This is a genomic window from Halorubrum sp. AS12, assembly GCF_051122765.1.
Classification (GTDB): Archaea; Halobacteriota; Halobacteria; order Halobacteriales; family Haloferacaceae; genus Halorubrum; species Halorubrum trapanicum.
Map to the genome: position 1 here is coordinate 40,343 of NZ_CP185386.1, position 26,896 is coordinate 67,238.

The following is a 26,896-nucleotide window of genomic DNA, read 5'->3' on the forward strand; positions in this document are numbered from 1 at the left end:
ACGTCTTCGCAGCTTGCAGTGTCACCCCGTTTAGACTTCACGGGTCGCCCCCGTACCCGTGTCGGGGGCGATAAACCGACACGAGAGGTACCCCACGAGGTGTGGCCGGCGACTCCAGTTAGGAGTCTGCGTGGGCGTCCGCCCCGGCTCCGTCGCCCGGCCGCGTGAGAAGGCTCACCTCTTCCAGGAGGTCTCTCGCGGTCTCGACTCGCTCTCGATCCGCGTCCTCTAATCGGCCGACGTCGAGTCGGTTGAGATTGCTGAGTACACGATTGATCCGGTAGCCCTGTTTGAACTCTTGCTCCATCGGAAGCGCCTCACCACTCGCTGGCGTGGAAAGACGCCCCATCGAGACTGGCGTCGGGCTTGGAGGAGCTCGCGGCCTTAACCAACGAACCTCGACGATACTCGCAGGTTGTTGGTTAATCGACGCTCAGCACTAGGGCTACTCGAGGCTGGGTCCGTAGCGAGCCGAGCCACATACCCGGCACTCCCAGATCGGTTGCCCCGTCCACGCTTCATCCGGGACCGACTCGTGGGTCTTGAACCGATGGTCGGTCGCCCGTCCACAGGTTTGACACTCGAGTTCCTGCGTCGTCGGTACCGACGACTCCTGCTGATCAGCCGCAGCCTCGCCAGTGGATTCGGTCAGCGCTATCGCTGGCACCAGCCACACCGCGTCGTCGGCGTCGTCGAGGACCGTGTTGAGACGCGACGCGCCGCGGATGCCGTCCCCACGCTGGTCGTAGAGCCGCGTCGGGGCCTGCTCCTGACGCTCCGATGCTCCCTGCCCGTGCCACCCAGTCCGGTCACTGGCAGCACTGAGAAGCCGCTCTCCCTCCGCTGACGCCACCTGTACCGCGTCGGGGAGTGAGGGCCATTGCTCGGCCAGCTGGCGCGCTGGCGCCTCGTCGAGATCGTAGATGAGCGTGTAGTCGCCGACGGCCGGCTCCGCCTCGTTGGCAGAGAGGAGGGTCGCCGCGGCGCCGCCTTTCGCCACGGCGCCGTAGAACGTGGTCGACTCGACGACCAGGTGGATGATGCCCAGGAACGTCGTCGACGCTGTCTCGTTCGTGCTAGTGGCGTCACTTCCGAGATGGTTGGTGAGACAGAACCGGCATTTCGTCTGGCCGTCTGGGACTGACGCCCCACAGGACCGACACTCGCCGTCGGTGGCCGTCGGCGCATCAGGGTAGCTATCAGAGTTCGTCGCGACGCGTTGCCGTCGGGGGGCACTCTCACACCCGTCGTCCAGCCTCGTGTCCGGAATGTGGGACGCCTCGCCGGTCGGCCGCAGTTCCTCAAAGTCGGAGTAACGACCGTTCATAGAGCAGTCTACAGAGAACATGGTTCGTCTTCGTGTTTAAATCGTAGCGTGGATAGAGCGATGTGCAGTACAGACGGAGAGACCGTGATCTGCCTCAGGCGACCTGTTCCTCCAACGTATCCCGGTGTGCCCGGACGGTCGCCTTCGAGGCGTTCGCCACGTCCGCGGCCTCGGATTGCGTCAGCCATCGCCCCTCCTCGCGACCGGCCTTGTAGAGACAGGCCGCGGCGAACCCGGCCGGATGGACGCCCGTCGTGACGCCGCGCTCCTCGGCCTGTTCCGCGAGGGCTCGGGCCCGCTGTCGGATTTCGTCCGGACACTCGAGGTCCGAGGCGAGTCGCGGCACGAACATGCTGGGGGAGACGGGCTCAGCGGGAAGGCCCAGCTCTTCGTTCAGCGTTTTGTACGCGTTCGTGACCCGCGACTCCGCGACGCGGGCCATCTCGCTGACGTCATCCACCAACCGCGAGCGGCCGTTGCACCGGCAGGCCCCGTAGACGCTGGCCGCGGCGATGGCCTCGATGGATCTGCCACGAAGCAGATCCTCGTTCTGGGCGCTCCGGAAGAGCTGGCACGCCTGGTCACGGACCGAATCGGAGAGGTCGAGCGCGCTGGCCAGCCGGCGCACTTCGCCCAGCCCGTGTGCGAGGTTCCGTTCCGCTTTCGACTGAAACCGCCCACGGGTCTGCTCACGGCGCATCCGCGCAAGTCGCCGTCGCTTCTGCTCGGAGATCTCGTTCCCCTTCGCGTCGGTGCCGCGACCGATCTCTGTCGACAGGCCGCGATCGTGCCGGGCCGCAGTGAGTGGGGCACCCGTCCGGTCGCACTCCTCGTCGTCGTACGCCCGCCACTCCGGCCCGTGATCGATACGCTGTTCGTCGATGACCAGGCCACAGTCCTCGCAGACCGTTTCGACCGCGTTCGTAGTGACTCGGCCGTCGCATTCCGGGCATTGGTTCGTACTCAATTCCGTTCGGACGTCTTCGTCGAATCCGCTCTCGTAGATGTCTCTGGTTGCCATCGTTCTCACCTCTGTCTGGGACACCTCCTTTTGAGGGCCCCACCCATCAGGACCTGACAAACTCATGCGCTGCTCTTCGTTTACTACCTAATCTTATCCGATCCGGACCCAATCACGCGTACATGACAATTCAGCGCGATACTGAGGATCTCCTGACGGAATTTGCTGAAAATCCTGGGGCTGAGCACTCTCGATTAGAATTCAAATCGAAGGAGATTCTTCAGACGACAGGGCAAAAGAAGAAAGTCGTCCGTATCCTGTCGGCGATGGCCAATCAAGCGGGGGGAACGATGATCATCGGAGCTCGGCACCAAGATAGTGGCTTACTATACCAAACATTCTCACCGGACGAGGAACCCCGTCAAGAACTCACCCATATTGCTCAGCAGTACACCAGTCCGCAGCTACAGAACTTCTGGGACATCTCATTTGAGGAGTGTATGGGACATCGGGTCCTCCGTATCGATGTCGACCAAGTTCAGCAGAGACTCATACAGGTTGACTATGAGGGAGAATACCAGGTCTGGATTCGGGATGAGGATGGGATGCGAGAAATGACCTCTGGCGAAATCGATCAGTTCTATCAGCGACGGGCACAACGTGAGGAAGCAGTCCCGAGTTCGCTGGTTAAACGAACTGAGCATCTGAATTTTACTCCTGGACCTCTTTCTGGTGACGATAATAGGTCCAACCTCTTCGAGCGACGCGCCACCATTCGCACCAACGACACCCATACAGCCGTGTTCGGGTTTGGGTTCTTCCACGACTATATTCGCAAGTCCCACACGGTTCGGCTCCGAACCCAGTTCCGGTCAGACTGGATATCCAGATATCCCAGACGTTCTTGAAGCTGCTGAGGAACATCTTGGTGGGAAAATAGGGCGCCAATTCGGGTACTCGATTCGAGTTGCCGATGTTCATCTTATCGGTCGGGCTAGCGAATCCCTTTATACGGATCTCGGTCGTCTTGATAATATCTACACCCGGCTTGATGACGCTACTGAGCGGGGCTGGAACTATGGACCAGTAATTGCCGGTGTTCTCCCTGTTGATTACGGACTCCTTTGGTTTGAGCTACAGCGTGAAACAGAGAGTTTCACTCGCTCAAATCTTGGTCTCATTCTCCAAGACATCCCGTTCGATGATAGCCCACTCAAGGAGTTCTACGATGAGATTGGGACATCTCCCCCAGTATACGACCATAGACATGGTCTACAGTTCGTGACGTTCCAGGGTAGCCAGGTAGAACCGCTACAGAATCCTACGCTCGCCCCGTTAACGGAAGGTGATCTTCTTCGGTCCATTGTCGCTAGTTGTCCACTCTCTCGATAGCGGCGGCAGCAAGAGGCTGGTCTGACATGGTGAGAGCGCCGAAACGAGACGAAGGACACTTTTGGCACTACAGAGACTGGGAAAAGAGTCAAAGATCTGGTTGCTTTCCGCTGTGGCCATCGCTCAAACCGCTCTCAGAAGACAGCTGTTGCTCCCCGCCAGCCTCGCTTCGACCGAAGCGAGGCGGCTCACCCGAGTCCGTGCTCGTATCCTGGTGGCAGTCCCTCCCCGTTTGTCCGATGCTTGGTCTTCCAGCCGAGCTCGTCGTCCAACACCCGTTCGATCCCATGGAGAAACGCATCACTGAACGTGAACTCTACCAGGCGTGCTCGCCCGCCACGCCGTGGCCGGGCGAGCACTGCCCACTCGCACCACCAGCCACAACTGCTCTAACAGGAACCCTACACCCACGTAGAAGAGCCGAATTGTTGTCGATGGCGTCGTCGTAAGGGCCCGCGCTTCCCGGAACTTCTCGTAGCTCTTCTCGATCCGTGAGCGGTTGTTGTAGATCCGCGCCACTTGCCGCGGCGTGCGGTCTTCCAGACCGTACGCCGCGTATCCAGTCTGTTTGAGTCCTGACTTCCCGCGATCACCGTTCTGGTAGGTCACGTTCACCGCCAGCGGAAACGTCTGTTCGTGCGCTTTACCTTCACAGATCGTTTCTTCGGTCATGTACGACGCTGTCGCTGAAAGTTTCTTCCGGAGCGAGTCTTTCCCGGTCTTGACCGGGAAGACTGGCGGCGCTGTCGCCCGAAGCACGCCGATCACCTCGCCGACGTAGGCTGCTCGATCCATGAGAATCCGCTCGAGCTCGAACGGATACAGTTCGACGCGGGCGAGCACGCGCTCGACCGCGTCGGCTGCGCTATCGTCGCCAGCAACCGGTTCAACCGCCAGCGTCAGCGGCTTTCCCTGCGCGAGTACGAACGCCGTGCGAGTACCGATGGCACTTCGTCGTGCCATCACGCGCTTGCATTCGCCTGAACTCGTCTTCGTCCGCTGGGTGCCCGTGAAACGGGTTGTCCATGAAATCGATGCAGACGGTTCTCGACCGCGACCGGTCGAGAACCGACATCGCCAACGTCGCGAGAATGTCGTTGACAGCGTCCAGCATCGGCTCTTTGTCGAGAGTATGGAGCCAGTCCATGACGGGTTCTCTGTTGGGTGTCTCGTCTGTGTTGGTCGTGACCCCGTTGACCGAGGTTGTCCCGACAGCCGCACGGAGAACGACTTCCATGATATCGCCGGAATCGAGGGGCGACCCCTCGATTCCTGGCATCGGAATCAACTCAAGCACCTCCAGAGCAAGAGTCTTGAGTTGGCTGTTCGTAATGAACTCGTCCGGATCTGTAAGCACCTGCTTGAGTTGTGGAAGATTCATTAGGTGCGTATCCGGACAGCGGATGAATCAGGTTCCTGATTCACCCGCTTCCTTCACTACAACGTGTCAGCTTGTGAGCTGCTGAGCCAGAGTGGACAACTAGCGAATATAGTCACAGACTACGTCGAGCCCGGAGACATCAGCCTACAATTCCGTGCGTTGGCCTACATCGACGGTGAGCCATTCCTCGCCTCTGATGCCCCTCGTGCCGCTCAAGGTGGTCTCGGTGTCTGGAATGTAGCTCCTGAAACCTACTGGCGATACCACGAATACGTCTTCGCCAATCAACCACCGGAGGGTGAGGAATGGGCAACCACTAACAAACTCGTGTCATTCGCTGAGGAGGCTGGAGTAACGGAGACGGAACAGCTCCGGACAAAAATTCAGGAACAAGCCTACGAATCACCGGTTCGAGAGACGAGTCAGGCAGCAGCCGACGCCGGCGTTTCGGGAACCCCCGCCCTTGTGATCGATGGTGAAACAGTCAACCCGCTGAGTGACGAACAACGAACTCGTACCCTTATCGAACAACTCGCAGATGGATCGTGATCGGATCTGGCTCGTATTGGGTAGTCGCAACCCTCATCGCCGGGATCGCAACAGCTGGGAGTCTCTGGTTTAGCCTCGGACTGGTACCGTGTGACCTCTGTTGGTACCAACGAATTCTGATGTACCCACTAGTAATGGTTATGGGTGTCGCAGCGATCGAAGCTCGCCCTACTGTTTGGCGGACTAGTATTCCCTTGTCAGTTCTGGGTGGAGTGATCGCAACGTATCACACAGTGTTGCAAGCGCGACAACCACCTGCTCCCTCAAAGGACCGTGTGCCGCTGTACAATAGCAGTTCCTGTAGAAAAGATGACAATTCTGAATCTCTCACTTCTGGCATTCACGCTCATTACAGCCGCAGGAGCTATCTGTATAATTGTATCTGTGAGACAAACGAAGACAAAACCACGCAACCAATGATCAAACCCAATTTACAAGCACAACCCAGTATCAGAACTCGACGTATCGCTTTCACAGATCGATCAGTGACCAGTATTTTCAAATGACAGAATCAACGACACGGATTCAGTCTGTCGGGAGTGCAGTTGGGCTCACGTACGGCTCAACGGTTATCGGGTCGATAATTGTCACCATCGCTGCCGCACTGCTGGGCGCATTCGGGGTCGATGTAACCGCTCGTCCATCGTTGCGCCTCGTAATGAGCACGATCCTATTACAGGGGGTAACATTCGGAGGGCTCTCAATCCTCTATCTCAGATTTCGCGATCTCGACTTCGAATTCGTTTCGCTTTCGATTCCGGACAGGCGGGATATTGCTGTAATCATCGGGGGAATAGGTACACTTCTCGGATTGCTCATTGTCGCATCACGCGTTATCTCCTCACTCGGACTGGAATCGGCGGAAAACCAGGTAGTAACAGTTGGCCAGCAGAATCCGACAGCGTTTCTGATTCTCATCCCTCTATCGTTTCTGCTAGTCGGTCCGGGCGAAGAGCTGTTATACCGAGGACTGGTTCAGGGAACACTTCGAGAAACGCTACATCCAACCCGTGCAATCGTTCTTGCGAGTGCCCTCTTCGCGTCGATCCATCTCTTCTCGTTGAGTGGAGAAGGAAAGCTTGTGTACGTCGGTATCGCATTCGTGCTAGCTCTAGTACTCGGTGCGACCTACGAGTACACCGATAACCTCGTTGTTCCGGCTCTGATTCACGGTGCGTATAATGCGATACAGTTTACGAGCGCATATTTGACGGCCACAGGTGGAATGTAACTGTTTGCTACCCGTTGACCCCGGATACTAGCTCTCGTGACGGAGAACTAAGCGTTTGCTTGCCGGATCCGTCCGGCTGTTACCGAACATGTTAGCGTGCCCTCTCACAGACAGAGATTCTGCAGTCTCCCTTTATCGCGACAGCACAACGTCCAAATGGACCATGACCCGATCTTTCGGTGCCCCTGGAACTGGACTGTCCCGGCGGGAATTTCTCGCTGCAACCGGCGTGACGGGTGTATCGGCGTTGGCAGGCTGTTCATCAAAAACAATTAACGCGCCGACGGCGGCCGCGAACGCCCCGAACGAAGGACAGACGTCGTCTGACCTTCCCTACACCAGTCCTCCAACGGTGGTCAACGTCGACGAGCAGGGAGGTTCCGTAACGATGGGGACGCAGCCGGCGCGACACGCCGTCCACCCGCTCGATTCAATGGGTGGCCCGGTCGAGTTCCCGCGCGTCTGGGCGTGGCAGGCCGACGACAACGACCCGAGCGTTCCGGGCCCGATCCTCCGAACGACCGAAGGTAACGACATGGAAGTGACGCTCGACAACACGAACGGACGCCGGCCGCACACGATCCACTTCCACGGCGTCACGAAGACGTGGAAGAATGACGGCGTTCCGACGTCGACCGGCATCCAAGTCCCGGCAGGCGAGAAACACACGTACGAGATCCCGGCGAACGTTCCGGGGACGCACTTGTACCACTGTCACCTCCAGACCCACCGCCACATCGATATGGGGATGTACGGGATCTTCCGGGTCGACCCCGAAGGCTACGAACCGGCGGACCGGGAATACTTCATGACGATCAAAGACTGGGACTCGCGGGTCCCGAAGAAGTGGGCCGGTGAAGCGGACTTCACGTACGACACGGCCTCGCGCAATCCGGACGTCTTCACCGTCAACGGGAAGAGCGCACCCCGAACCCTCCATCCCGAACAGGGCTCTCCGATCATCGTCGATAAGGGAGATTTAGTCAGAATTCACCTCGTCAACGGCGGGTACATGTCCCACCCGATGCACATCCACAACCACCGCTTCCAGCGCGTCGAAAAGGACGGTGGAGTCGTCCCGGAAGCAGCCCGACACGACATCGACGTCACGAACATTGCCCCCGCCGAGCGGCACACGATCGAGTTCACGGCCGACGCGGACCCCGGCATCTACCTCATGGACTGCCACAAGGTCAACCACGTCATGAATGGGACGTTCTATCCCGGCGGGATGCTTACCGGAGTCGTGTATCGCTCCGTCATGGATTCGGACATCTTCAGCCAGCTCATGGAGTACGCCGGATACGAACCGAACTGATAAGATCGGACATTTTCACAAAACAACCTGATCGGGCTCTCTCCAAAACGTTTTGCCCGGACGGAAATTTCCGCGGAGTCACTTCAACGATTTCGTGAGGGCCGAAAGAGACAGATAATTGTATGCGGATCGCTAAACTTGGGTAATGCTTCCGAGAGGACGCCAACAGGATACAGACGGTGACAGAGAGGGCTCTCATCGAAGGTTCTCCCGCTTATGTATCCTGTTTTCAGTCGGGGTTATCCTCCTCTCTCTGATCCCGACCGTGGCCGCTCACGGTGGCTCCGAAGCGTCAGGCCTCTCGCAATCGCACGGACTGGCGATCGTTCTGATCGGCGTCCTGTCAGTCGGTACTCTCGTACTGCTCAAACGAAGCGGGCGAATCTCTCCGACAGCCGCTCTGTACGGGATTGCGGTCGGCATCGGGATTACTGTCGCCGGAGCGATTCTGTTCGAGGGGCTGGCCCCGGACCCGACGTATCAGGCCAGTTCGATGCCGTTCCCCCGGTCGTGGTATCAGCCGCTCGCGATCGTAACGGGTCTTTCGGTCGTGGTTGTGAGTTTCATCGTCGGGGTCGTGCGTTGGACAACATGTCCCCGGTACATGGTTCTCGGAATGATACTTGGAGGATGGATACTGTATCCGTACCTACTTCCGGGTTTTAGCGGCTACACGAATCCGATAGGTTACGGGATTGTCCTCGCAACACCACTGCTCGTTGGATATATTCTCTGGAAAGATGTGGGCCCGACGCTGTCCGTGATTCTTCAGGATCCGGTAGCACGTCGGTTCGGATTCGGTATCGGAGCCATGGTGAGTATCTTTTTTATGGCGACATCGGGGTATCTGTCGTTCTTCAGTGAGGAAGGTGCCCCCGAAGAGACAACTGTGGCCGTCTTATCCGTACTGTATCAGATCGTACGGTGGCCCACACTCGAAATACTCCTTCCGGACGTTCCGTTCTTCATCGCTATCTCTCCGGGAGTACTACTGGTACTCGGATCGCTTGGCGTTCTCGTGGGCCTGAATGCGGCCGCCGTTGCTCACTCTTGGCGTCTCAATCGTGAGGCAGGAGCGACACAGGGCACCGCCGGGACGGCGACGGTCGTCGGTGCGTGTACGTGTGGATGCTGTGGGCCGCTCGTCTCCCAAGTCGCAGTAATCGCCGCGGGTCCCACGATTGCGGCGCCGATATACTGGATCTTCGTCGATTCGGCGTCGCCGCTCAACTCGATATTCCTCTTGGGTAGCATCGCGCTATTCACCGGGACGCTCATCTATTCGATCGATTCCGCTACACCTACCCGAAAAGACGTGTTTGAGGTTAGTGCGGATTAGATAGACTCAACTACATCTGTTGATATCCTCTGTCGGTGATTGTTCACCGAGGTCTTGTTGAAATAAAGAGCGTATTGATCAGCAATATCAATCGGATAGAGACAACGCAGGGCGAGCATGGATCTCGACCCTGTGAATCTCACGGACTGGGCTGTACCACTACGGACTAGCGCGGAACTCACCGTGCTTCATCCCGAAGAAGAACGCGATGACCGAGAAGACGATCATTGAGGGGAGGACCATCATGAAGACCGTCGAGGGGGTCATCATAACCGTTAGCGCGACTGTTGCGACGGCGACGATCACAGCAAGTGGAATCACCGAGCGCGTGAAGTCGAATTCCATATCAGGAATGGTGGCTGGACAAACAAAGTGTTTAAGAAAGCAAATCTGATGATCAACTGATTTACAATTATCGCCGTGAAATCACACTGGCCGAGTGCTACATAGATCCTCTGATGGCACCGTAGAAAGGGGTGTTCTGACGAGAACACCCCGGCCCGATCACCGGTGATTCTCTCATCAAAACGGAGCCGTCACCACACAGGGACCAGCTGACAGCGACAAACGACACTTCTTGCCCGGCTATCCTGTCGATTTCTCTTGCTTCGCCTCCGATTCCAGGAATCTGGAGGCTCGCTTCAGGTTTCTCCCCATTGCTTTCGCTATCGAGGCGTTTTTCACCTTGATTTTCCCCGTGAACTTCGTTTTCTCACCGTCTTTGTGATACATCTCGTTCATCAATGACTCAACTCCGGCACGTAAGTTCAGGAACTCCTGTTCCGCTGGATCATCCAACCGCCTCCGTCGCTGAGCCACTTCTACCCGCCGTTCCCTGAACCCGTAGCTATAGTGTTCTTGCTGTTCCTCGACGAAACAGTTCTCTTGGTGCTGGCAGCCATCACAGAACTTCTTGTCCATCTTCCCCGAGATACGGCCGGTCTCGTAATGGTTCTGCTCGAATGGTTCGTGTCCGGCAGGACACGCAACCATTCTCGTCCCATCCCACTCTGGGGCGGCAAGCGACATCTTCTCCGCCGCAGGCCGTTGACCCGTGATTCCTGTGAAGTGCTGCGTGATCTCCTGATCACGGCAGCACTTTTCTACTTCCTTGTGCGTGTACCCACCATCTACGAGCAGGTCACGTAATCCCGTTTCCTCGGCGAGATTCCTCGCGTCTTCGGCCAAGAGGTCTCCATCATCCGTGTTGTTCGTATCGACTCGAACCGCCGTAATTAGACGAAACGGATTTTCACCATCGCATGTCTCAGCGATATTCGACTTGTAGCCGAAGTAATCTTCCGCGTCCTTGGAACGATACGTCGCTTCGTCGTCGTGAGGGTTTTGCAGTGAGCTGCTGTCGATCTCGTCGGACTCTTCCAGTCCGATGTGATCGTGTCTGTCTTCGGCGTCTCTTTCTAACGACTCGGAGTCGGGTTCATCTTCGGCAGTCTCTGTAGAGTCACTTGAAGAGGTGTACGTTTGGAGTGGCTGCCAGCCCGGTGACTCGTCACCGGGATGGCCCTGATCAGCAGAATCCTGATTATCGTCATCGTCTTCGAGATCAGGAATGCGATAGCATTGTTCGTCGAGGACACGCTGTAGATGAGCGAAGCTGTTCAACCCGGCGTATTCATCCTCGTCTCCGAATCGATCAACAAGCCACGCAGTATGCTCGGCGAGCGTTTCCATCGTTGCGGGAATTTCGCCCGGTTCAAGATGATAGGACAGCTCTAAGTTCTCGATGTCGGCGAACTCGTCATTCCAGCAGGAAGTTCCTGTGCGATCTCCCGAAGGAGATCGCACAGGAAATTGTGAAGCACTTTAGCGAGGAGATCGACACGAGACAGTTGCTTGATGTTGGCCTCAATGAACGTCGAATCCATCCGTTGAGTACTCGCATCAATCTCAAATTCACCCTGAAAGTAGGTACGGTGATTCTCGAAAACCTCGTTTAGCAGGTCGTGACCGGTCTCTTCTTCGTATTCCATCAACCGACGGCGGAAATTGGTGAGTGTCTTCTCACAAATATTGTCTCCGAGTGTCTCCTTTCCTAATACGTTCCTGACGCGAAAGTCGAAGACGTAGGCGTGTTCGAGCTCTTTGTCGGACATACCGGCAGGTGTTAGATAATCTCCAAGGAGACAAGCTCGTTGACTGGCTTGTTCGGACGGCTATACCCGTCGTGGTATAGCCGTTCGAACTTTGTTTCATCAATTTGGGTGAAAACATGTTCGCAGAAGTGAGTAGACCAGTGATTCTGCAGTTTCTTTCGTATCCTGCCTGAAAGGTCTTTCAAAGGCGAAAAGAGCATCTCTTGCTCATGTTCAGTATTTTCTCTAAACACGTTATTACCCAATTTATTGACTTAACGAAACTCTGATGTAAATAACTTACAAATATTATTTTAGACACCTCAATTGAAGTCACATAGAAAACTCAGGTAACTCATCAATACACCTTTCTACGGTGCCGTCATCCTCTGAATTTAGCACGAAAAATCTATCAACTCCTGAGGATTTCAACCGAGCGACTCAACTCTGTTCTCGTCTTGGCTCGTACATGCTACTGAAGCAACTTTCGTCGGGTGTTCACAGCGACTAGACCGCCGCCGGCAATGACTGCGATCGCTGCTGACAGCGGATTGAAGAACCCGACGGCCAACGCCAAGAGAGCGATTCCGTTGTAGGAGAACGCGAGGAGGTTGTTCTGTTTCACGCGACGACGAGCCGCACCCGCTAGGTCGAAGGCGGTTTCGACGGAGCGGATGTCGTTGTCGACGATAGCGATATCGGCGGCGTCAGCAGCTAACGCCGTGCCGCCGCCCAACGAAATACCGAGGTCGGCGGCTGCGAGTGCCGGGGCGTCGTTGGTACCGTCCCCGATCATCGCGACCTGACCGTCTGATTTGAGTCGCCGGATCGTCGCCGTCTTTCCTTCCGGTGGAACCTTCGCGAAGACGTGCGTCACGGCTTCGTGCTGCTTGAAGAAGTCCGTCGCTTCCTCGTCGTCACCGGTCAAGACGACGATGTCCGTGTCTCGTGCTCCGAGCCGAGAGATGGTGTCGTCCCAGCCGTCCCGCGGCTCATCGCCCACGACGATCAGCCCCTCTGCTGTCCCGTCGCGACCGACGACGACCGAAAGCTGACCGAAGCCCCGAGCGTCGGCGACACGAGACCGGATGTCGTCGTCCACGGTCCACCCCTGTTCCGCGAAGAGATCGAGGTTTCCGACAAGATACGGAGTTCCATCGATCACCCCTTCGATACCGGACTGGTGATTCGTGAACTCGCTTATCTGGCCTGTTTTCTCTGTCTCATTACCGTTATTGTCCGAGTTCGATTGATCGTCAAGGCCTTGGTCGGTCGCATTCCTGTGGGCGAAAGCCGTTGTGATGGCGTTTGCAGCGGGATGTGATGCTCGTTGTTCGAGCGCTGCGACGGCGTCAAGGAGGTCCGCAGGAGCGTCCGCTTCGATCACCTCCATCTCTCCGGTCGTGAGGGTCCCCGTCTTGTCGAAAACAACGGTATCGATGTCTCGGAGTCGTTCGAACACCGTCTCGTCGAAGATAATGATCCCCCGACGGAGCGCACTTGCGAGGCTCTTCGCGACCGAGAGCGGCGTCGCAAGTCCGAGGGCCCACGGCGAACCGGCGAGGAGGACCAGCAGTGCGAGGAGGATCGCGTCCGGGATGCTCATGTCGAACGCGATTACACTGGCACCACCGATCGCAACGGCGGCTCCGACAACGAGAAGTACCGCGTACGACGCGAGTTGGTCGGCGTGGCGTTGGACGCCGTGAGTCGCGCTCTGGAGGTCCCACACGGCTGTGGTTATCCGATCGATACTGCTCGTCACGTCCGTGCCGACACGAACCAAGGCCGCGCCGTCCGTGACGATCGATCCACCAATGATCTCGTTGCCGGCGCGTTTTAGCACCGGAAGCGACTCGCCAGTGACGATCGCTTCGTCGACGGTACAGCTGTCTTCGACCAGTTCACCGTCTACTGGGACTCGTTCACCCTGTCGAACGAGCACGACATCCCCTGAATTGAGGTCCTCCACGCGAACTTCCTCAGTCTTCCCGTCCGAGTCATACGTTCGTGCGCGCTCGACTTGTGATATCGTGAGTTCGGTGAGGCGATCAAGGGCGCGCTGCTTGATCGACGACTCGTAGAACACCATCGCGGTGACTGCGGCCGTGACGACGATCGCGAGGTCGTAGAAAATGTCGTTTTGTCCGAGGATGACAGCGGCCGTACTGTACGTGTACGCGCTGATCGCGGTGATCGCGACCAACAGGTCGGTGTTCGGGCGTCGCATTTTGAGACTGAGGTATGCGCCGCGCAACACCGGGAGACCGGTGAAGAGGAGAATAATGCCGGTCATCACGAAATACAGCCGGAGGAAGACGAACGCTCCCTCGCTATCTAGACGGAAGGCACCCTCGAATATTTCGAGCGCTTGCCAGTCAAATATTGACGCAAGGTGAGCGGGATAGATAATTGCGACGTACGGGACCAACAGAAACGCACCGAAGAGGAATCCGACGGAGTATCGCATTCCCAACAGCTGGTCGTCTCGACGCTTTCGAATTCCACCCATCTCTCGTGCTCGGCGCGTCGTCCCACCGGTTTCGCTCACGTCTGACGAGGCATCCTCACGGAGATACGCCGTATACCCGAGGGTACTCAATACATCACGCAGCGACTCCTTCGAAACAGTGTCTGGGTCGTGTTCAACTCGGATCGTCTCGGTGACGTAACTCGCCTCGGCACTGATCACTCCCTCTTGTTTCTCAGCGAGAGATTCAAGATACGCCTCACACGTCGCGGAGTACATGCCGTCAATCCGGAGGAACGTCCGAGAACGATACTGATCGGGAGGAACAGTGTCGTCTCCCTCATCAATCTTGTTCTCAGTTGTGGTCTGGGTGACATCGAGAGAATCGGGAGCCCCAAGCGTCGTGTGTACATCGTGGCACCCGCTCGAACAGAACGAGCGTTCACCATCAGCCTCGAACGTGGAAGACTGAATCTCTCGACCACACAAATAACATTTTTCAGTCATATATTAGTGGGAGTGGTTCATGCTGTCTGTCTGAGAGCACACCGGTCTGAATGGACACTATGAACCATGTTTTTTATAGAACGTATTCGGATGATAGGGTGTCTGTCGCTTATGATTCGGTAAGTGGGTCGTGTTTATGTGGTTGTTGATACTCTCTGTGGTGGATCTGTGTCAATCAGTCGTATCCACACCTACGTAGCATCCTCGGAAATATGCGACCACCACCCTCGCTCGCTGATCGCTATGTGTACTTGAGCGATGATCCCCAACAGGGGCAGTTCCAAGAGCGGACCGATCACAAGCGCCAACGGAATGAGTGGTTCATTCGGGAACGCGACGACGGCGATCGCGAGTGCAGTCGGTGAGTTTCGCGACAGGATAGTGTTGTTGAAACACACGAGTTCCTCGTACGAGAAATCAAGCATACGACCAATAGCGAATCCGACACCGAGGTTGATCACGTAAAAGGCGATCACGGGAATCGCCATCACAGCGAGCAGTCGCGGATTCTCGACGATTACCTGAATTGAGGCGCTAAGGCCCCTTCCTCATTCGTCTTTAGTTAATACTCTTAGTAATACTTAGTAGCTTCATATTCGATCCAGATTCGACACGTTCGTGCCGGCAATAGGTGGAAAATGGCGGTTTTGAGGGTTGCTTGTCGTTCGATATCAGCAACAACAGAATCTCAGCCGTGATTTCTACTACATCTAATACTCTTAGACATAATTTAAACTCAAGTATTACTACTGGGCTTAACTAAAGACGAATGGCCCCTTCCTCAACGAGCGACCGAAGGGAGCGAGTAAGGAGGGGATACAGCGCCGCGGCTCTGTTGAAATCCTCAAAGAGTTACATGTTTAGCCTGTAATTCGACGAAATGAAGGCCCTCCCGAAGTCGCAGATTCTCCGTTTTGCTGAGAAGGCGATCCATCTGGCGCGTCGAGCGGTCTCCCGATACTCCTCGAAATTTTCTAAACACCGCTATACACTTCCCCAACACGTTGTTCTGTTGTGTCTCAAAGTTCAAAAGAACACAACCTACCGTGGCTTGCTTGACGAACTGATCGAGATGCCACGCATCCGTCGAGCTCTTGGATTAGCTGAACTTCCTACTCCTTCAACGCTCTGTAAGGCGTTCAATCGACTTGATATGACCGTATGGCGTATCATATTGACTCTCTCAGCGACGCTACTTCCGACGAGCGGAGTTGTTGGAGTTGATCGGATCAGGGTTCGACCGCAGTCACGCTTCGAAACACTACACGAAACGCGCCGAGCTCACGATTCAGCAGCTCAAAGTGACGCTGCTGGTCGATGCGAAGGTGAACGCAATCCTAGATTTACACGTGACGACGACCCGGAAACACGATAGCCAGGTTGCGCCGTCACTGATCAAACGCAATCCCGAGAATATCGACATTCTGCTCGGTGACAAGGGCTACGACGACCAGAAGATCAGGCGGCTTGCTCGTCAACACGAGGTTCGTCCACTGATCAAGCATCGTGAGTTCACATCGCTCCATAAGGCATGGAACGCGCGCTTAGATGCTGATCTCTATGGCCAGCGGAGTCAATCCGAGACAGTCAACTCTACGCTCAAGCGGAAGTACGGTGCGTTCGTCCGCTCACGACGATGGTGGAAGCAGTTCCGTGAACTCACCATCGCTTGTCTCAGTCACAACATCGACCGATCACTCTGAGTGGTCAAGACATATGATTCACAGACCGCTCAGGATCAGGGAGTAATGATTCTTGCCAGTCTTCATTCAGTCTCTGCTAAACACCGTTGCTGGATCAAACGGCCACCACTCGCGGTTTCGGATCGCCAAATGGATTTGTGCAATGAAGCCTAACAGCGGAAGTTCCAACAGCGGCCCAATAACCAGTGCGAGCGGGATGAGCGGCTCGTTCGGGAACGCGACGACGGCAATTGCGAGGGCCGTCGGTGAGTTCCGTGAGAGGATCGTGTTGTTGAAACAGACCATCTCCTTGTAGGAGAACGAGAGTACTTGTCCGACGCCAAACCCGATGCCGAGATTGATCGCATAGAAGACGAGAACGGGAACCGCGAGAAGAGCAAGTAATCCGGGGTTTTCGAGGATTAGCTCCCCCTGCGAAGCGAACATTGCGCCGATGGCGAGACTGAGGAAAATAATCTGGAGCGGACTCAATTTCGGCAGGAAGTGCTGCTTGAACCACTGCGTCCCCTTTTGTCGGGTCAATGCCCACCGAGCAAGTCCACCAACCACAAGCGGGACGACGAGTACGAGAACGACGCTTTCGATCAGCAGCTCCATCGGTAACGCGACCAGTTCGCCCGCGAAGACGTACAAGTAGAGTGGAAGCAGTATCAACTGGAGAACGAGGTTGTACGGGAGAATAGAGGTAGCCAGCGGAACATCTCCGTCCGCAATATCGGTGAAAATGAGATACCAATCCGTACATGGTGTCACCATCAGCATGATGAGTCCGACCCACAGGGCAGGGTGATCTCGAAGGAAAACCGCGCCGAGTGCCACCGCTAACAGCGGACTCCAGATGAAATTGACCAGAAGACTAGACCCGACTACACGACGATTTCCGAACGCTGCCCGGAGGCGAGAGAGTGGGATTCCGGTGAACGCGGCGAACAGCATCACCATCAAGAACGGGAGAATGAGTGAGTCCGCAATCGGCGGAACACCAGCGATCTGACCGAGCACTAACCCACTCAGAATCGCAATAATAACGAATACACTCTGGTACTTCTCGACGAAATCCATTCTGTTGCGTCTGTGTCGGGAGCCATCCTAAGGATGTTGCTTATTGTAATGACACTAAAGAGATAGATTGGGAATACAATAGACAATTTTGTGACAACGTGAGACAGTCACTGGCCATTTCTGGTCCATATGTAGCGAGTGAATTAGTCTCAACTGGAGAAGATCCCACGAGCGCAAAACCGAGGGGGAGAGAAGGAGACACGTGGAGGCTCTCGTCGATGGCGACCGCGTCGAAATGGTGGTCGTTGATACAGTTGGAACGTCGTTCATGAGCTGGAATACAGTCATATCGAACGCGCGACGGAAGGGTATCTGTCTCGGTTTCGGATGCGTGTCTGATTGCGCAAATCGTCTGTTACAATCTTGCTCTGTCGGCGTCGCCGTAACGTCTCGTCCGAGAGTTCGGTGCGGCCATTCTAGCCGGACGATACAAAATAATAAGTGTACCCTCGTGAAGGGGCGCGCAAGAGTCGAAAGGCAAACATGATAGATCCAATTATCCTGCAACAGGGGAGCGACTGGCGCGCGCAGGCGGAGGTCTTCGACGAGATCTTCTTCGTCTTCCTCGCGCTCGGTACGCTCGTCGGCACAATCGTCGTCGCGTACACGCTGTGGAACGTGTTCAAATATCGCGACGACGGCAGTGAACCGAAGGAGGACTTTGACGCGCCGATCGTCGGTGAACTCCCGACCGGACAGGGCGGTCCGAAAGCGAAGAAGCTCTTCCTGTCGTTCGGATTGAGCGCGATCGTCGTCATCAGCCTTGTCGTGTACGCGTACGGACTCCTCCTCTACGTCGAAGAGGGTCCAGACACGAGCGACGCGGGGAATATCGAAATCACCGTCGAGGGGTACCAGTTCGGTTGGGAGTACATCTATCCGAACGGTTACTCCACGAGGGGCGAGATGATCGTTCCGGCCGATCAGCGGATCGACCTCAACGTGACTTCACGCGACGTGTGGCACAACTTCGGCTCGTCGGAGTTACGGATAAAATCCGACGCCATCCCCGGAGAGTACAGTAGTACCTGGTTCTCCGTGAGTTCCGAGGACGTTGAAGCACAGGGTGGCGAAGCAACTTACCGAGTCGAGTGCTTCGAACTCTGCGGCGCGGGCCACTCTGCGATGACTGGTCAAATCACGGTGCTCCCGCAAGACGAGTGGGAAGAATGGTATGCTGGAACCCAAGGTGAAAACACTTCTAGTGTCGACAGCGCTGGCGCCGGAAATGCCTCCAGCGTTGACAACGCAGTCATTCGAGGTGCCCCCGCATGAGCGAACTCCCGCCAACGACTTCCGTCAAACGATGGCTCGTCACGACCAACCACAAGGACATCGGCATCCTATACACGATTACTGCCCTGTTCTTCCTACTGTTCGGCGGTGTCCTTGCGCTGCTGATCCGTGTCCAGCTCTGGGACCCGATGAATCAGATCCTGTCTGGGCTCGCGTACAACGAGGCCGTCACGGCCCACGGACTGATAATGGTGTTCTGGTTCCTCTCCCCGTTTGCCTTCGGCTTTGCAAACTACTTCGTGCCGCTCCAGATCGGTGCCGACGACCTTGCGTTCCCACGGCTTAACGCGCTCTCCTATTGGATGTACCTGTTCTCCGGCGTACTGTTGTCAATCAGCTTCTTCCAGGGCGGCACGCTGAGCGCTGGCTGGACGATATACGCTCCGCTCAACATACCCGCGTACACACCGAGTATCGGCTCAACGGGAGCGATACTGGCACTCGCGATGTTCACCATCGGAGTCACCGCCTCGTCGGTGAATTTCCTCGTGTCTATTCATCACTCGCGTGCCGAAGGAATGGGGATCATGGATATGCCGATGTTTACCTGGACCATCCTCGCGACCGTGTGGATGATGCTGTTCGCGTTCGCTCGCATTGCTCGCTGCGGGACTCATCCTCGCGTCCGACCGCGTGCTTGGGTCGGTGTACTTCTCCGCAACAGAGGGCGGGTCCCTGCTATGGGGCCACCTGTTCTGGTTCTTCGGCCATCCGGAGGTGTACATCGTCTTCTTCCCGGCTCTCGGTGCGATGTTGGAGCTGTTCCAGACGTTCTCAGGGCGCCGGCTCGTCGGACGGAAGTGGGTGATCATCGCCATCTGTCTTGTCTCCGTCCAGTCGTTCCTCGTATGGATCGATCACATGTTCCTGACGACGATCAACCTGGAGATCAAGACGCTGATGATGGCGACCACTATCGGGATCTCCTTACCCTTCGACCTGATCGTGTTCTCGCTGATCTACACGCTCATCAAGGGACGAATACAGTTCACGACACCGTTCCTCTTCGCGTTCGGGGCGCTACTATTGTTCATCCTCGGCGGCATCACCGGAGTGTTCCTCGGCGCCATCGTCCTCGACTACGAGTTCCGTGGCACCTACTGGGTGGTCGCGCACTTCCACTACGTGATGTTCGGGGGGGCGACAGCCCTGATCGGCGCTGCGTACTACTGGTTCCCGAAAATAACCGGGAAGATGTACGATGAACTCCTCGGGAAGATCCATTTCGTGCTGTTCTTCATCGGGTTTAACGCCGTCTACTTCTCGATGTTCCTCGGCTGGGAGACGCCGCGCCGTGTCTTCGAGTACAACCCCGAACTCCAGATCTATCACCAGTTCGGGACGATCGGTCGAATTCGTACTCGGATTCTCCTTCTTCATCATGTTCTACAACTTCGCGAAGTCGTACGTTTCCGGCGAGCCCGCCGGCGACAACCCGTGGGACTACTCGCGGACTGCCGAGTGGGCCATCTCTTCACCGCCGCCGCTCCAGAACTGGCCAAACCGGCCGTCCTACGCGTCCGGCAAGCTCGAATTCGTGAAGGATTATGTGCCCGACAGAGGTCCGGCAGTGAAGACCGACGCCAACGGGAACGGGGCGACTGACGGTGGTGACACCCACTCCGAGCACATCAAGGAGTACCCGTACTGGGACAAGCACCCGAGCCACGCAAGCATATGGCCGCTCACACTCTCGTTTGCAGTTGGTGTGTTGTTCCTCGGGCTTACCGGATTCCGCGATAACGTTGTCTTCGAGGTCGGCGAGTCGCTCGCATCGACGAGCGTGACGATCTCGAATCCGGTATACCCGATACTCATCGTTGTCGGATTGGTCGGACTCGTCTGGACCGGGGTGAAGTGGAGCCTCGAGGACTTCTATGCCCCACCGACCGAGTTCGCCGAACGGTGGCCGTTCGAAGGTGTCGAGAAAGTCAAGCTGGGGATGTGGTTCTTCATCGCGTCGGACGTGATCGTCTTTGGCGCGTTCCTCTCCGCGGCCATCTTCGTCCGGTACAACGCCGGCTGGATGACGTGGGAGCCACTGGCCGAACCACTACCGGGACTGATCAACACGTTCGTGCTGCTCACCTCATCGTTCACCGTGATCTTGGCGCTGGTCGCTGCTCGCCGGAAGAGCCGGCAGGGCCTGCTTGCGTCACTCGGCGCAACGATAGTGCTTGGGTTCACATTCCTGGGTATCAAGCTCTGGGAGTGGAACAAAGAGATCTTCGAGCGGGGCGTGACGATTTCGGCGAACGCCCACGGTGACCCAATCCAGGCGTCGATCTATTACGTGACGACGGGGCTCCACGGGATCCACGTAGTTATCGGCCTCGTGATCGCCATCTTCCTGTTCGTCAGGGCGTATCAGGGGCACTACTTAGAGGACGAGCGGCCGATCGAGTACTTCGGCCTCTACTGGCACTTCGTCGACATCGTCTGGGTGTTCATCTTCCCGCTGTTCTACCTCTTCTGAGGACAGCGGCGGAGTCACCGTATTTGACTGTGTTGAATCACCATACAGCAGCGGGGTAGGCCACTAAATCAAAGGAGTTGAAGCGGGAAGATCCGGTTGCCTGTGACACAAATCTCCCGCTTCATCGGGGAAGTTGTGCCGGTTGCTCAAAGAGTTACTGGCGATGGAGGCGAATCTGCCGCCCCGGAAGGCGGCGGCGGATTCGCCGACTATCGGACTCGTTTCCCTTCACTGTCTGCGGATTTACCTCGATTCATCGTACCGCATTACGATCGACCTGCTCAAAGAAATGCCACAAATAACCGGAGAGATCGGCCTCAACGCGGCCGATCTCCCAGCGCCGTCCACGTTGTGTAAGGCGTTCGACCGGATCAGTATGAGCGTGTGTCGAGTGCTGCTGCGCCAGTCGGCGCAGCTGCACGATCTCTCTGAACACGCCGCGATCGACGCCACGTTCTACGAACGCTCAGCAGCGAGCCGCCACTACTGCCAGCGAATTAGCTACCGCGTTCAAAAGCTCAAAGTCACGAAATTAGTCGATACAGCGTCTTAAGCCGTCCTTGACGTTCACTGCTCAACGAACCGGGAAGGAAGCGACGCAGACCTTGCTGAGCAGATCGCCCGCCGGAACGCGGGCGATCTGCGGTCTCTTGCGGCCGATAAAGGCTATGACAAGCAATCGCTTCGTGAAGGATTACGCGACCTCGGGATCAGACCGCTGATCAAGCACCGTATCTTCGCTCCGTACGACCACGCACACAACGCCAGAATTGACGATAACAGCTACAATCAGCGCTCTATGACCGAAACCGTGAACTCGGCTGTGAAGCGCTCGCTCGGCTTCGCCGTGCGAGCGCAGACGTAGTTTCGTGAGTTCCGAGAAATCGCTCTGATGTGTGTCGTCTATAACATCAAGCGCTTCGTTAAACAGTGAATCACTACGCCTTACAGCGATTCAACACAGCCTGTCTAAGTTAACACGACCGTCATCTGCTGGGCGAACGTCACGTATCTGTCTGGCGCAGCCCCGCCAGCCGGCGTCCAACAGTGCGTCGAAGACTGCGTTCGTGAACACCCTGCCGTCGAAGGTGTCCACGACACTGCCGTCTACTATATGGGGGCTAATCTCGAAGTTGAACTCCACGTCGAGGTTCCCGGAGACTACACACTTCGCACTGCCCACGAAATCGAAACAGTGCTTATCGACAGGCTTCGAGATCTCCCCGCCGTCGGCGACGCACACGTCCATCTTGATCCGGCAGGAACGGACGAGTGGAAGGACGCCGACGAGGACGGCTCACCCGTCGAGTCTGACGGATCCGGAGACCAGCTCCACGACCAACGCACGAATACAGAGATACGCCACACTCCTGGTGTGTAATCAGTCGGCCGTCTGATTATCGTGGTCCGGCTGAAGGAACATTACGTTGACTCTCCCCACAGCGTCGAAATCGCGAAGCTGGTAGACGAGTTCGCGAATCCGTCCAGCTGACCCCTCACAGAAGATTGTTTCGAGACACCACTCGCCATGATGCGATATGCTGAGTCGTCCCGATGATATCATCAAACTCGTGTTGGACAGTGTGGAGATCCCCGATGACGAGCGTGTGCTCGTAGTCGAAGGCGAGCGCAGCGACTGCGGTCCCGTCAAGCCCTTCGAGGGTGGTATGACGCTCTATATACTCTTGGATCGCCTCCCGAACAGCACGCGAGCGCGATTCGAGTCCTTCGTCTTGCCACGTTTCGTCGAACGACTCGAGAATTTCTCCGGGAATATTCAGGCTGGTTCGCATTAAGGGAATGTTAGCCGGGGACGCCTATGAAACTCATTATTACGGGATCCCCGAATCGGCCATAACAACCCCTATCAGTCCGTCAGTCTCGTATTCTTCTATATGGTGACTGGAGTACTTGGTCTTGCACTCGGGGCGAGTGTGCTCGGGCTCTCTCACGGGCTCGCCCCGGGCCACGGGTGGGCAATCGCGGCGAGCTATGCACTCGACAAACCGAACAAGTGGTTCTACGGCGCTGCATCGAGTCTCATCCTCGGGATCGGCCACCTCATCAGTAGTATAGCGATGGTGGTGGTCTACTTCTGGGCGCTTTCGTACTTCGGGCTCACACAACTCAGCTGGATGAATTACGTGGCGGGCGCGCTACTTATCGGGCTCGGAATCTGGCAGTATTTCAACGGGCATGACCACGGTACTGGATTTAATCACGACGGAGAAGAAGAGGAAGATAAGCACGCCCATGATCACGCGGACGACCACGAGCACACACATCGCACTGAAGAGACGTCCACGTGGGGGGCTCGCATTCGACGCGCCCTCCCATTCGTCGGTGAGTCCAGCCACGACCACTCGCACGGTCGCGTCGACGAAACGCCCGAGCGTGGCCTCTACGGGATGGTTGCACTCGCGTTTGCGCTTGGCTTCACACACAACGAAGAGTTTGACATTATTGCCATCTGTACCGGCTCGGCATACTGTCTCGAGTTGATGCTTCTCTACTCGCTCGCCGTCATCGTCTCCCTCGTCGGAGTGACTCTCCTGCTTGTGGCCGGCTATGAGCGGTACGAAGAGCGGCTCGAAGGATATGTCGAGTACCTCCCTACATTTACGGCAGCGATCCTCATCGTGATGGGGATCGGGTTCATCCTCGGGGTCTTTTGAAAGGACTGAATCTATACTTCCACGATGCGCCTATCGCAGGGTTATGTAGACGGTCGGTCGGACACTGTCCACCAAAGAATTGGCAGTGAAATTCCGGAAAGTGATACGAAGAGTGGATGTCCGAAAGACACTTGAGAAAGCACAGGAGAGCTCCGGGGTTGCCCCTGAGTGGATCCTCCTAATACTGCGCGTGGTGATCGTCGCGAACAGAGCTGTAGACGTGACAGTACTCCTTTCGACGTTCCTCGCACCGACGTTTCTCATCCAGCTGGTTAGCCCTGTCTTCCATGATGAACCTGCCGAGATTACGGGTTCCTCGAAATCGCACGCCTCGAGGAGATAGCGACTGCTTCGAGTTAGATTTTCTGGAGCGCGAGGCAATACCCAAACCTGCGATGAAGCTCGGTATGTGCCCTATTTAGCTTAAGTGAATATAGGAAATTGTTTTTATACAACATACGGTGAGGTCAACCGTTGTCCGTCAACCATCCACAACTGGGTACTGAAGACAGATCTCCAGTCGCTCGATGGGGTAAATCCGGATCACGTTGCGGTCGACGAGACTGTGATCCACTGAATGATAACCGAGAAGGGCTTCGTTGAAACCAAAGACGTGGGGCGAAGGACGGACGTAGATCTTACCGAGGAGGGGAAAAATACACTCTCCGCGTTTAGGCATCTCATCGAAAAGTGATTAGTATAGTTAGCGCTCAGTCGAATCGACCTCTTCCAGAGCTTCTGTAGCAACATCACCTAACTCCCCTGCCTCGATATGTGAATACCGTTCTCGAACCATCTCTTCGGAGTTATCGAGATACCGGGCCGCCACCGTGTACCCAAACGCGCGGACAAGTACCTCGCCCATTCCACGTCGACCACCGTGGGGCGCGAGATAATCGTGTTTCGGGTGGTCGATATCGACCTCTGCGGCCTCCGAGAGCCGTTGGAGAATCGTCCGTGCGCCGTCCGTCGTAATCGACGGCGGCCGAATGTCCTCATCGAGCGCCAGCAGTAGATCGCGAGCGTATTCTTCACGGCGCTCAGTAATTGCTTCCGGGAGTTCCCCTCGTTCGGCTAGCTCATCCTGGATGAGTCCTGCGAGCGTCCGTTGGTCGAACGTCGGGAACACCGGCCAGCGTTCCGTCGGTGGGTCCATCAGCCTTCGATAGCTCCGCAGTGGAGAGATTACTGGGTCGGGGAGACTGGCGGCGTCCCATTGCTGCTTCTTCCGGTAGACATCCATACTACCGTCGTCGAGCGAAATTTCCTCCCACCGGACGCCGCGCCGGCGTGGGTCGTTCGGATCCCGGAGCAGTTCCCCGACGCGGACAGCGGTGTACGCGAGAACGAACACCAGCGCCCGGTCACGAGCCGCCTTCAGCGCCGCGTAGCGCGCTCGCTGTCTGTCAAGAGGGTCAGTATCCCCCGGGAGTGTGGTGAACGTCTCGATGGCGTCACGGGCTCGCTCGTCGACGTACCGGGTCAGGGCGTGGCGCTGCTCGGACGTCCAGGCCTGCTGATCACCGGGCTTGCGACCGTCGTCCTCCGGCAGCGGCGCCATCGCACTCGCCCGCTGCGCGTAATGGGCTTCGAGATATCCCTCGTTGACGCACCACCCGCACCACGCGGAGATATAGCGATAATAGGTTTGTACGGTATTCTGTTTGAGCCCGCGATCGCCGGCGAGATGCCGGGCGTACTCCCGGAAGACGCGTTCATCGAGGTCTTCGAAGGTGGGCTCCTGGTCGACGTCGTCGGATACGATCCCGGTCCAGTCGTCGGCGCCGCGGTCGCCGGCGGCCCACTCGGCGAACCGCTCGAGCTCGCGCTGCAGCGTTACGTCGGTAGTTCCCGCCGTCGCCACCGCGGCCTTTCCCCTTATCCTGGAGGTAGCGCTCGAAGAAATTCTTGAGTGACTGATCGGCGCGTTCTCGGGGTGTCATGGTTCCTCGTTCGCGTACTGGTAGGTCGGACGGACGTCCTCGAGGAGCTCTTCGACGATTTCCCAGAGAACCAGGGAAGGGGTCTCGTGTTCGAATGTAATCTCCCAGCGATCCTCCGTATCGGCGACTGAGTACTGGAAATGCGCCCGTCCGAGATCGGGATGGTCCTCGTCCTGGTGCCAGCCGGCGTGAAAGCCCGTGTTCGGGTCGGTGTAGTTGATACGGAACCAATCGTGAGGGTCCTGCCGATACCACTTGACGGTCAGCTCCGGCGAATCAGGGCCTGTCGGGGGATCCAGACGGGCCGGATCGAAAATCGCCCGCAGCTGCTTGGCCTCGATATCGTCAGGAACGTACTCGACGGCCGTGATCTGGGGAACACGGTCGAGGACGTCCCGCTTCAATTGGGTGTAGAGGTTCGCGTTCGGATCACCACCTGGATGCGGGACCGACATTCGTTAGCTGCTGGCCTCAGCGGGCTCTGTCGTCGGAGCGAGGAAGTCCCATTCGCGGATGGCGAAGCCAACGATCTGGATACGCCGCTGAAGGTGCTCCCACTCGCGGGCAATCTCACGGCGACGATCTTCCTCCTCAGCGTCAAGAGACTCGTCAGCGAGCGTCCCGCGAAGCTGGTTCGGTGACTCGACCTCGAATTCATTCTCCCAGTCGCGAATCTGCGTCTTCATATCGGCGAGACGGTCCGTGAGTTCCTCGACAGTGTGCCCGCTGTCTCGAAGCCGCATCGCCTCCTGCATTGCTTGGCGGCGGTAATCAGGGTAATACGTGGTGTGAGTCCCGCTTTCGTCACGGTGGAGGATGCCATCGTCGACGAGCCGATCGAGGACGCGTTTGGTCGGCTCGTGTGACCAGCCCGCTTCCGAGGCGATCCAGTTCGCCGTCTGAGGCTCCGAAAGCTGCCGGGCGGTCATCCTCACGCGGTCTTCACCCGTGGTCTGGCGTTCCATCAGGCCCTCGGAGTTCGATTCGTCTTCGGACATACAACACCGTTCGCGCTTTATCTTAATATAGGTTGAGGTCATTAGTTCTATATCGAATGCGTTTCTTCGCCATCGCCTCGACCTCGGCTGAGGAGAGTCAGAGAAATCTCAAACCCCGTTCTTGGCAGTTCTACCCGGGGGAAGCGCCGTCGTGAGGCGGTTGCAGCATTCGTGC

19 protein-coding genes and 9 pseudogenes are annotated in these 26,896 nt (G+C 56.8%); 14 read left to right on the top strand and 14 right to left on the bottom strand.

Annotated elements, in window-relative coordinates:
- Positions 1–118 precede the first annotated feature (118 nt).
- The 3 genes from ACODNG_RS14960 to ACODNG_RS14970 all read right to left on the bottom strand — a co-directional run bounded on the left by ACODNG_RS14960 (position 119) and on the right by ACODNG_RS14970 (position 2,348).
- On the bottom strand, positions 119–307 hold the full coding sequence (locus ACODNG_RS14960) for a hypothetical protein (protein ID WP_434523258.1): 189 nt from the start codon (positions 305–307) through the stop codon (positions 119–121).
- Positions 308–445: 138 nt separating this feature from the next.
- Positions 446–1,327: a hypothetical protein gene (locus ACODNG_RS14965; RefSeq protein ID WP_434523292.1), complete on the bottom strand. Its 882-nt coding sequence runs from the start codon at positions 1,325–1,327 to the stop codon at positions 446–448.
- A gap of 94 nt (positions 1,328–1,421) precedes the next feature.
- Positions 1,422–2,348, bottom strand: coding sequence for a transcription initiation factor IIB (locus ACODNG_RS14970; protein ID WP_434523259.1), 927 nt, complete (start codon positions 2,346–2,348; stop codon positions 1,422–1,424).
- A 122-nt stretch (positions 2,349–2,470) separates the two neighbouring features.
- Between ACODNG_RS14970 and ACODNG_RS14975 the strand changes: the two genes are divergently transcribed.
- Positions 2,471–3,196 (top strand): AlbA family DNA-binding domain-containing protein, encoded by a 726-nt coding sequence (locus ACODNG_RS14975; protein WP_434523260.1) that lies wholly within the window; start codon positions 2,471–2,473, stop codon positions 3,194–3,196.
- Positions 3,197–3,868: 672 nt separating this feature from the next.
- Here the strand turns inward: ACODNG_RS14975 and ACODNG_RS14980 are convergent.
- Positions 3,869–5,061: pseudogene (locus tag ACODNG_RS14980) on the bottom strand (ISH3 family transposase).
- A gap of 63 nt (positions 5,062–5,124) precedes the next feature.
- On the opposite strand from ACODNG_RS14980, the gene ACODNG_RS14985 reads away from it, so the two are divergent.
- From ACODNG_RS14985 to ACODNG_RS15005, 5 genes are all read left to right on the top strand, one after another.
- Positions 5,125–5,610: a DsbA family protein gene (locus ACODNG_RS14985; protein WP_434523261.1), complete on the top strand. Its 486-nt coding sequence runs from the start codon at positions 5,125–5,127 to the stop codon at positions 5,608–5,610.
- On the top strand, positions 5,607–6,116 hold the full coding sequence (locus tag ACODNG_RS14990; protein ID WP_434523262.1) for a disulfide bond formation protein B: 510 nt from the start codon (positions 5,607–5,609) through the stop codon (positions 6,114–6,116). Before ACODNG_RS14985 ends, ACODNG_RS14990 begins: the two co-directional genes overlap by 4 nt.
- 152 nt (positions 6,117–6,268) lie before the next feature.
- Entirely contained in the window at positions 6,269–6,841 is a 573-nt protein-coding gene (locus tag ACODNG_RS14995; RefSeq protein ID WP_206668691.1) for a CPBP family intramembrane glutamic endopeptidase, read from the top strand.
- 163 nt (positions 6,842–7,004) lie between these two features.
- Positions 7,005–8,159 (top strand): multicopper oxidase domain-containing protein, encoded by a 1,155-nt coding sequence (locus ACODNG_RS15000; RefSeq protein WP_434523293.1) that lies wholly within the window; start codon positions 7,005–7,007, stop codon positions 8,157–8,159.
- 145 nt (positions 8,160–8,304) lie between these two features.
- A complete protein-coding gene (locus ACODNG_RS15005; RefSeq protein WP_241659220.1) occupies positions 8,305–9,498 on the top strand; it encodes a hypothetical protein in 1,194 nt (397 codons plus the stop codon).
- 159 nt (positions 9,499–9,657) lie between these two features.
- On the opposite strand, the gene ACODNG_RS15010 is transcribed toward ACODNG_RS15005, so the two are convergent.
- From ACODNG_RS15010 to ACODNG_RS15030, 5 genes and pseudogenes are all read right to left on the bottom strand, one after another.
- Complete coding sequence (locus tag ACODNG_RS15010) at positions 9,658–9,843, bottom strand: DUF7333 family protein (RefSeq protein ID WP_058365063.1); 186 nt, start codon at positions 9,841–9,843, stop codon at positions 9,658–9,660.
- Positions 9,844–10,083: 240 nt separating this feature from the next.
- Entirely contained in the window at positions 10,084–11,190 is a 1,107-nt protein-coding gene (locus ACODNG_RS15015; RefSeq protein WP_206664950.1) for a transposase, read from the bottom strand.
- A 41-nt stretch (positions 11,191–11,231) separates the two neighbouring features.
- On the bottom strand, positions 11,232–11,612 hold the full coding sequence (locus tag ACODNG_RS15020) for a hypothetical protein (RefSeq protein WP_206664951.1): 381 nt from the start codon (positions 11,610–11,612) through the stop codon (positions 11,232–11,234).
- A gap of 451 nt (positions 11,613–12,063) precedes the next feature.
- Entirely contained in the window at positions 12,064–14,568 is a 2,505-nt protein-coding gene (locus tag ACODNG_RS15025) for a heavy metal translocating P-type ATPase (protein ID WP_058365062.1), read from the bottom strand.
- Positions 14,569–14,759: 191 nt separating this feature from the next.
- Positions 14,760–15,092, bottom strand: a pseudogene (locus ACODNG_RS15030) (arsenic resistance protein); the annotation flags it as partial.
- Between the two features lie 356 nt (positions 15,093–15,448).
- Between ACODNG_RS15030 and ACODNG_RS15035 the strand changes: the two are divergent.
- A pseudogene (locus ACODNG_RS15035) lies at positions 15,449–16,271 on the top strand (IS5 family transposase).
- Positions 16,272–16,337: 66 nt separating this feature from the next.
- Here the strand turns inward: ACODNG_RS15035 and ACODNG_RS15040 are convergent.
- A complete protein-coding gene (locus tag ACODNG_RS15040) occupies positions 16,338–17,333 on the bottom strand; it encodes an arsenic resistance protein (RefSeq protein ID WP_144800187.1) in 996 nt (331 codons plus the stop codon).
- Between the two features lie 483 nt (positions 17,334–17,816).
- On the opposite strand from ACODNG_RS15040, the gene coxB reads away from it, so the two are divergent.
- The 4 genes and pseudogenes from coxB to ACODNG_RS15060 form a co-directional block, all read left to right on the top strand.
- Positions 17,817–18,608, top strand: a complete 792-nt coding sequence (gene coxB, locus ACODNG_RS15045) for a cytochrome c oxidase subunit II (protein ID WP_058365907.1) — start codon at positions 17,817–17,819, stop codon at positions 18,606–18,608.
- A pseudogene (locus ACODNG_RS15050) lies at positions 18,605–21,105 on the top strand (cbb3-type cytochrome c oxidase subunit I). Before coxB ends, ACODNG_RS15050 begins: the two are co-directional and overlap by 4 nt.
- Before the next feature lie 102 nt (positions 21,106–21,207).
- Positions 21,208–22,039: pseudogene (locus ACODNG_RS15055) on the top strand (IS5 family transposase).
- Positions 22,040–22,105: 66 nt separating this feature from the next.
- Positions 22,106–22,486 (top strand): annotated as a pseudogene (locus tag ACODNG_RS15060) (cation transporter dimerization domain-containing protein); the annotation flags it as partial.
- Here the strand turns inward: ACODNG_RS15060 and ACODNG_RS15065 are convergent.
- A pseudogene (locus tag ACODNG_RS15065) lies at positions 22,487–22,898 on the bottom strand (CopG family ribbon-helix-helix protein).
- 102 nt (positions 22,899–23,000) lie between these two features.
- Here ACODNG_RS15065 and ACODNG_RS15070 point away from each other — a divergent pair.
- From ACODNG_RS15070 to ACODNG_RS15080, 3 genes and pseudogenes are all read left to right on the top strand, one after another.
- The gene (locus tag ACODNG_RS15070; protein ID WP_058365910.1) at positions 23,001–23,780 is read left to right on the top strand and encodes a hypothetical protein; all 780 of its coding nucleotides are present in this window, start codon (positions 23,001–23,003) and stop codon (positions 23,778–23,780) included.
- A gap of 290 nt (positions 23,781–24,070) precedes the next feature.
- Positions 24,071–24,351, top strand: a pseudogene (locus ACODNG_RS15075) (IS6 family transposase); the annotation flags it as partial.
- Between the two features lie 6 nt (positions 24,352–24,357).
- The gene (locus tag ACODNG_RS15080; protein ID WP_379765143.1) at positions 24,358–24,474 is read left to right on the top strand and encodes a DUF6293 family protein; all 117 of its coding nucleotides are present in this window, start codon (positions 24,358–24,360) and stop codon (positions 24,472–24,474) included.
- Positions 24,475–24,483: 9 nt separating this feature from the next.
- Here the strand turns inward: ACODNG_RS15080 and ACODNG_RS15085 are convergent.
- From ACODNG_RS15085 to ACODNG_RS15095, 3 genes and pseudogenes are all read right to left on the bottom strand, one after another.
- Positions 24,484–25,723, bottom strand: a pseudogene (locus ACODNG_RS15085) (phage integrase SAM-like domain-containing protein).
- Entirely contained in the window at positions 25,720–26,178 is a 459-nt protein-coding gene (locus ACODNG_RS15090) for a hypothetical protein (RefSeq protein WP_058365911.1), read from the bottom strand. Before ACODNG_RS15090 ends, ACODNG_RS15085 begins: the two are co-directional and overlap by 4 nt.
- Before the next feature lie 3 nt (positions 26,179–26,181).
- Complete coding sequence (locus tag ACODNG_RS15095) at positions 26,182–26,763, bottom strand: DUF7342 family protein (protein WP_058365912.1); 582 nt, start codon at positions 26,761–26,763, stop codon at positions 26,182–26,184.
- Positions 26,764–26,896 lie beyond the last annotated feature (133 nt).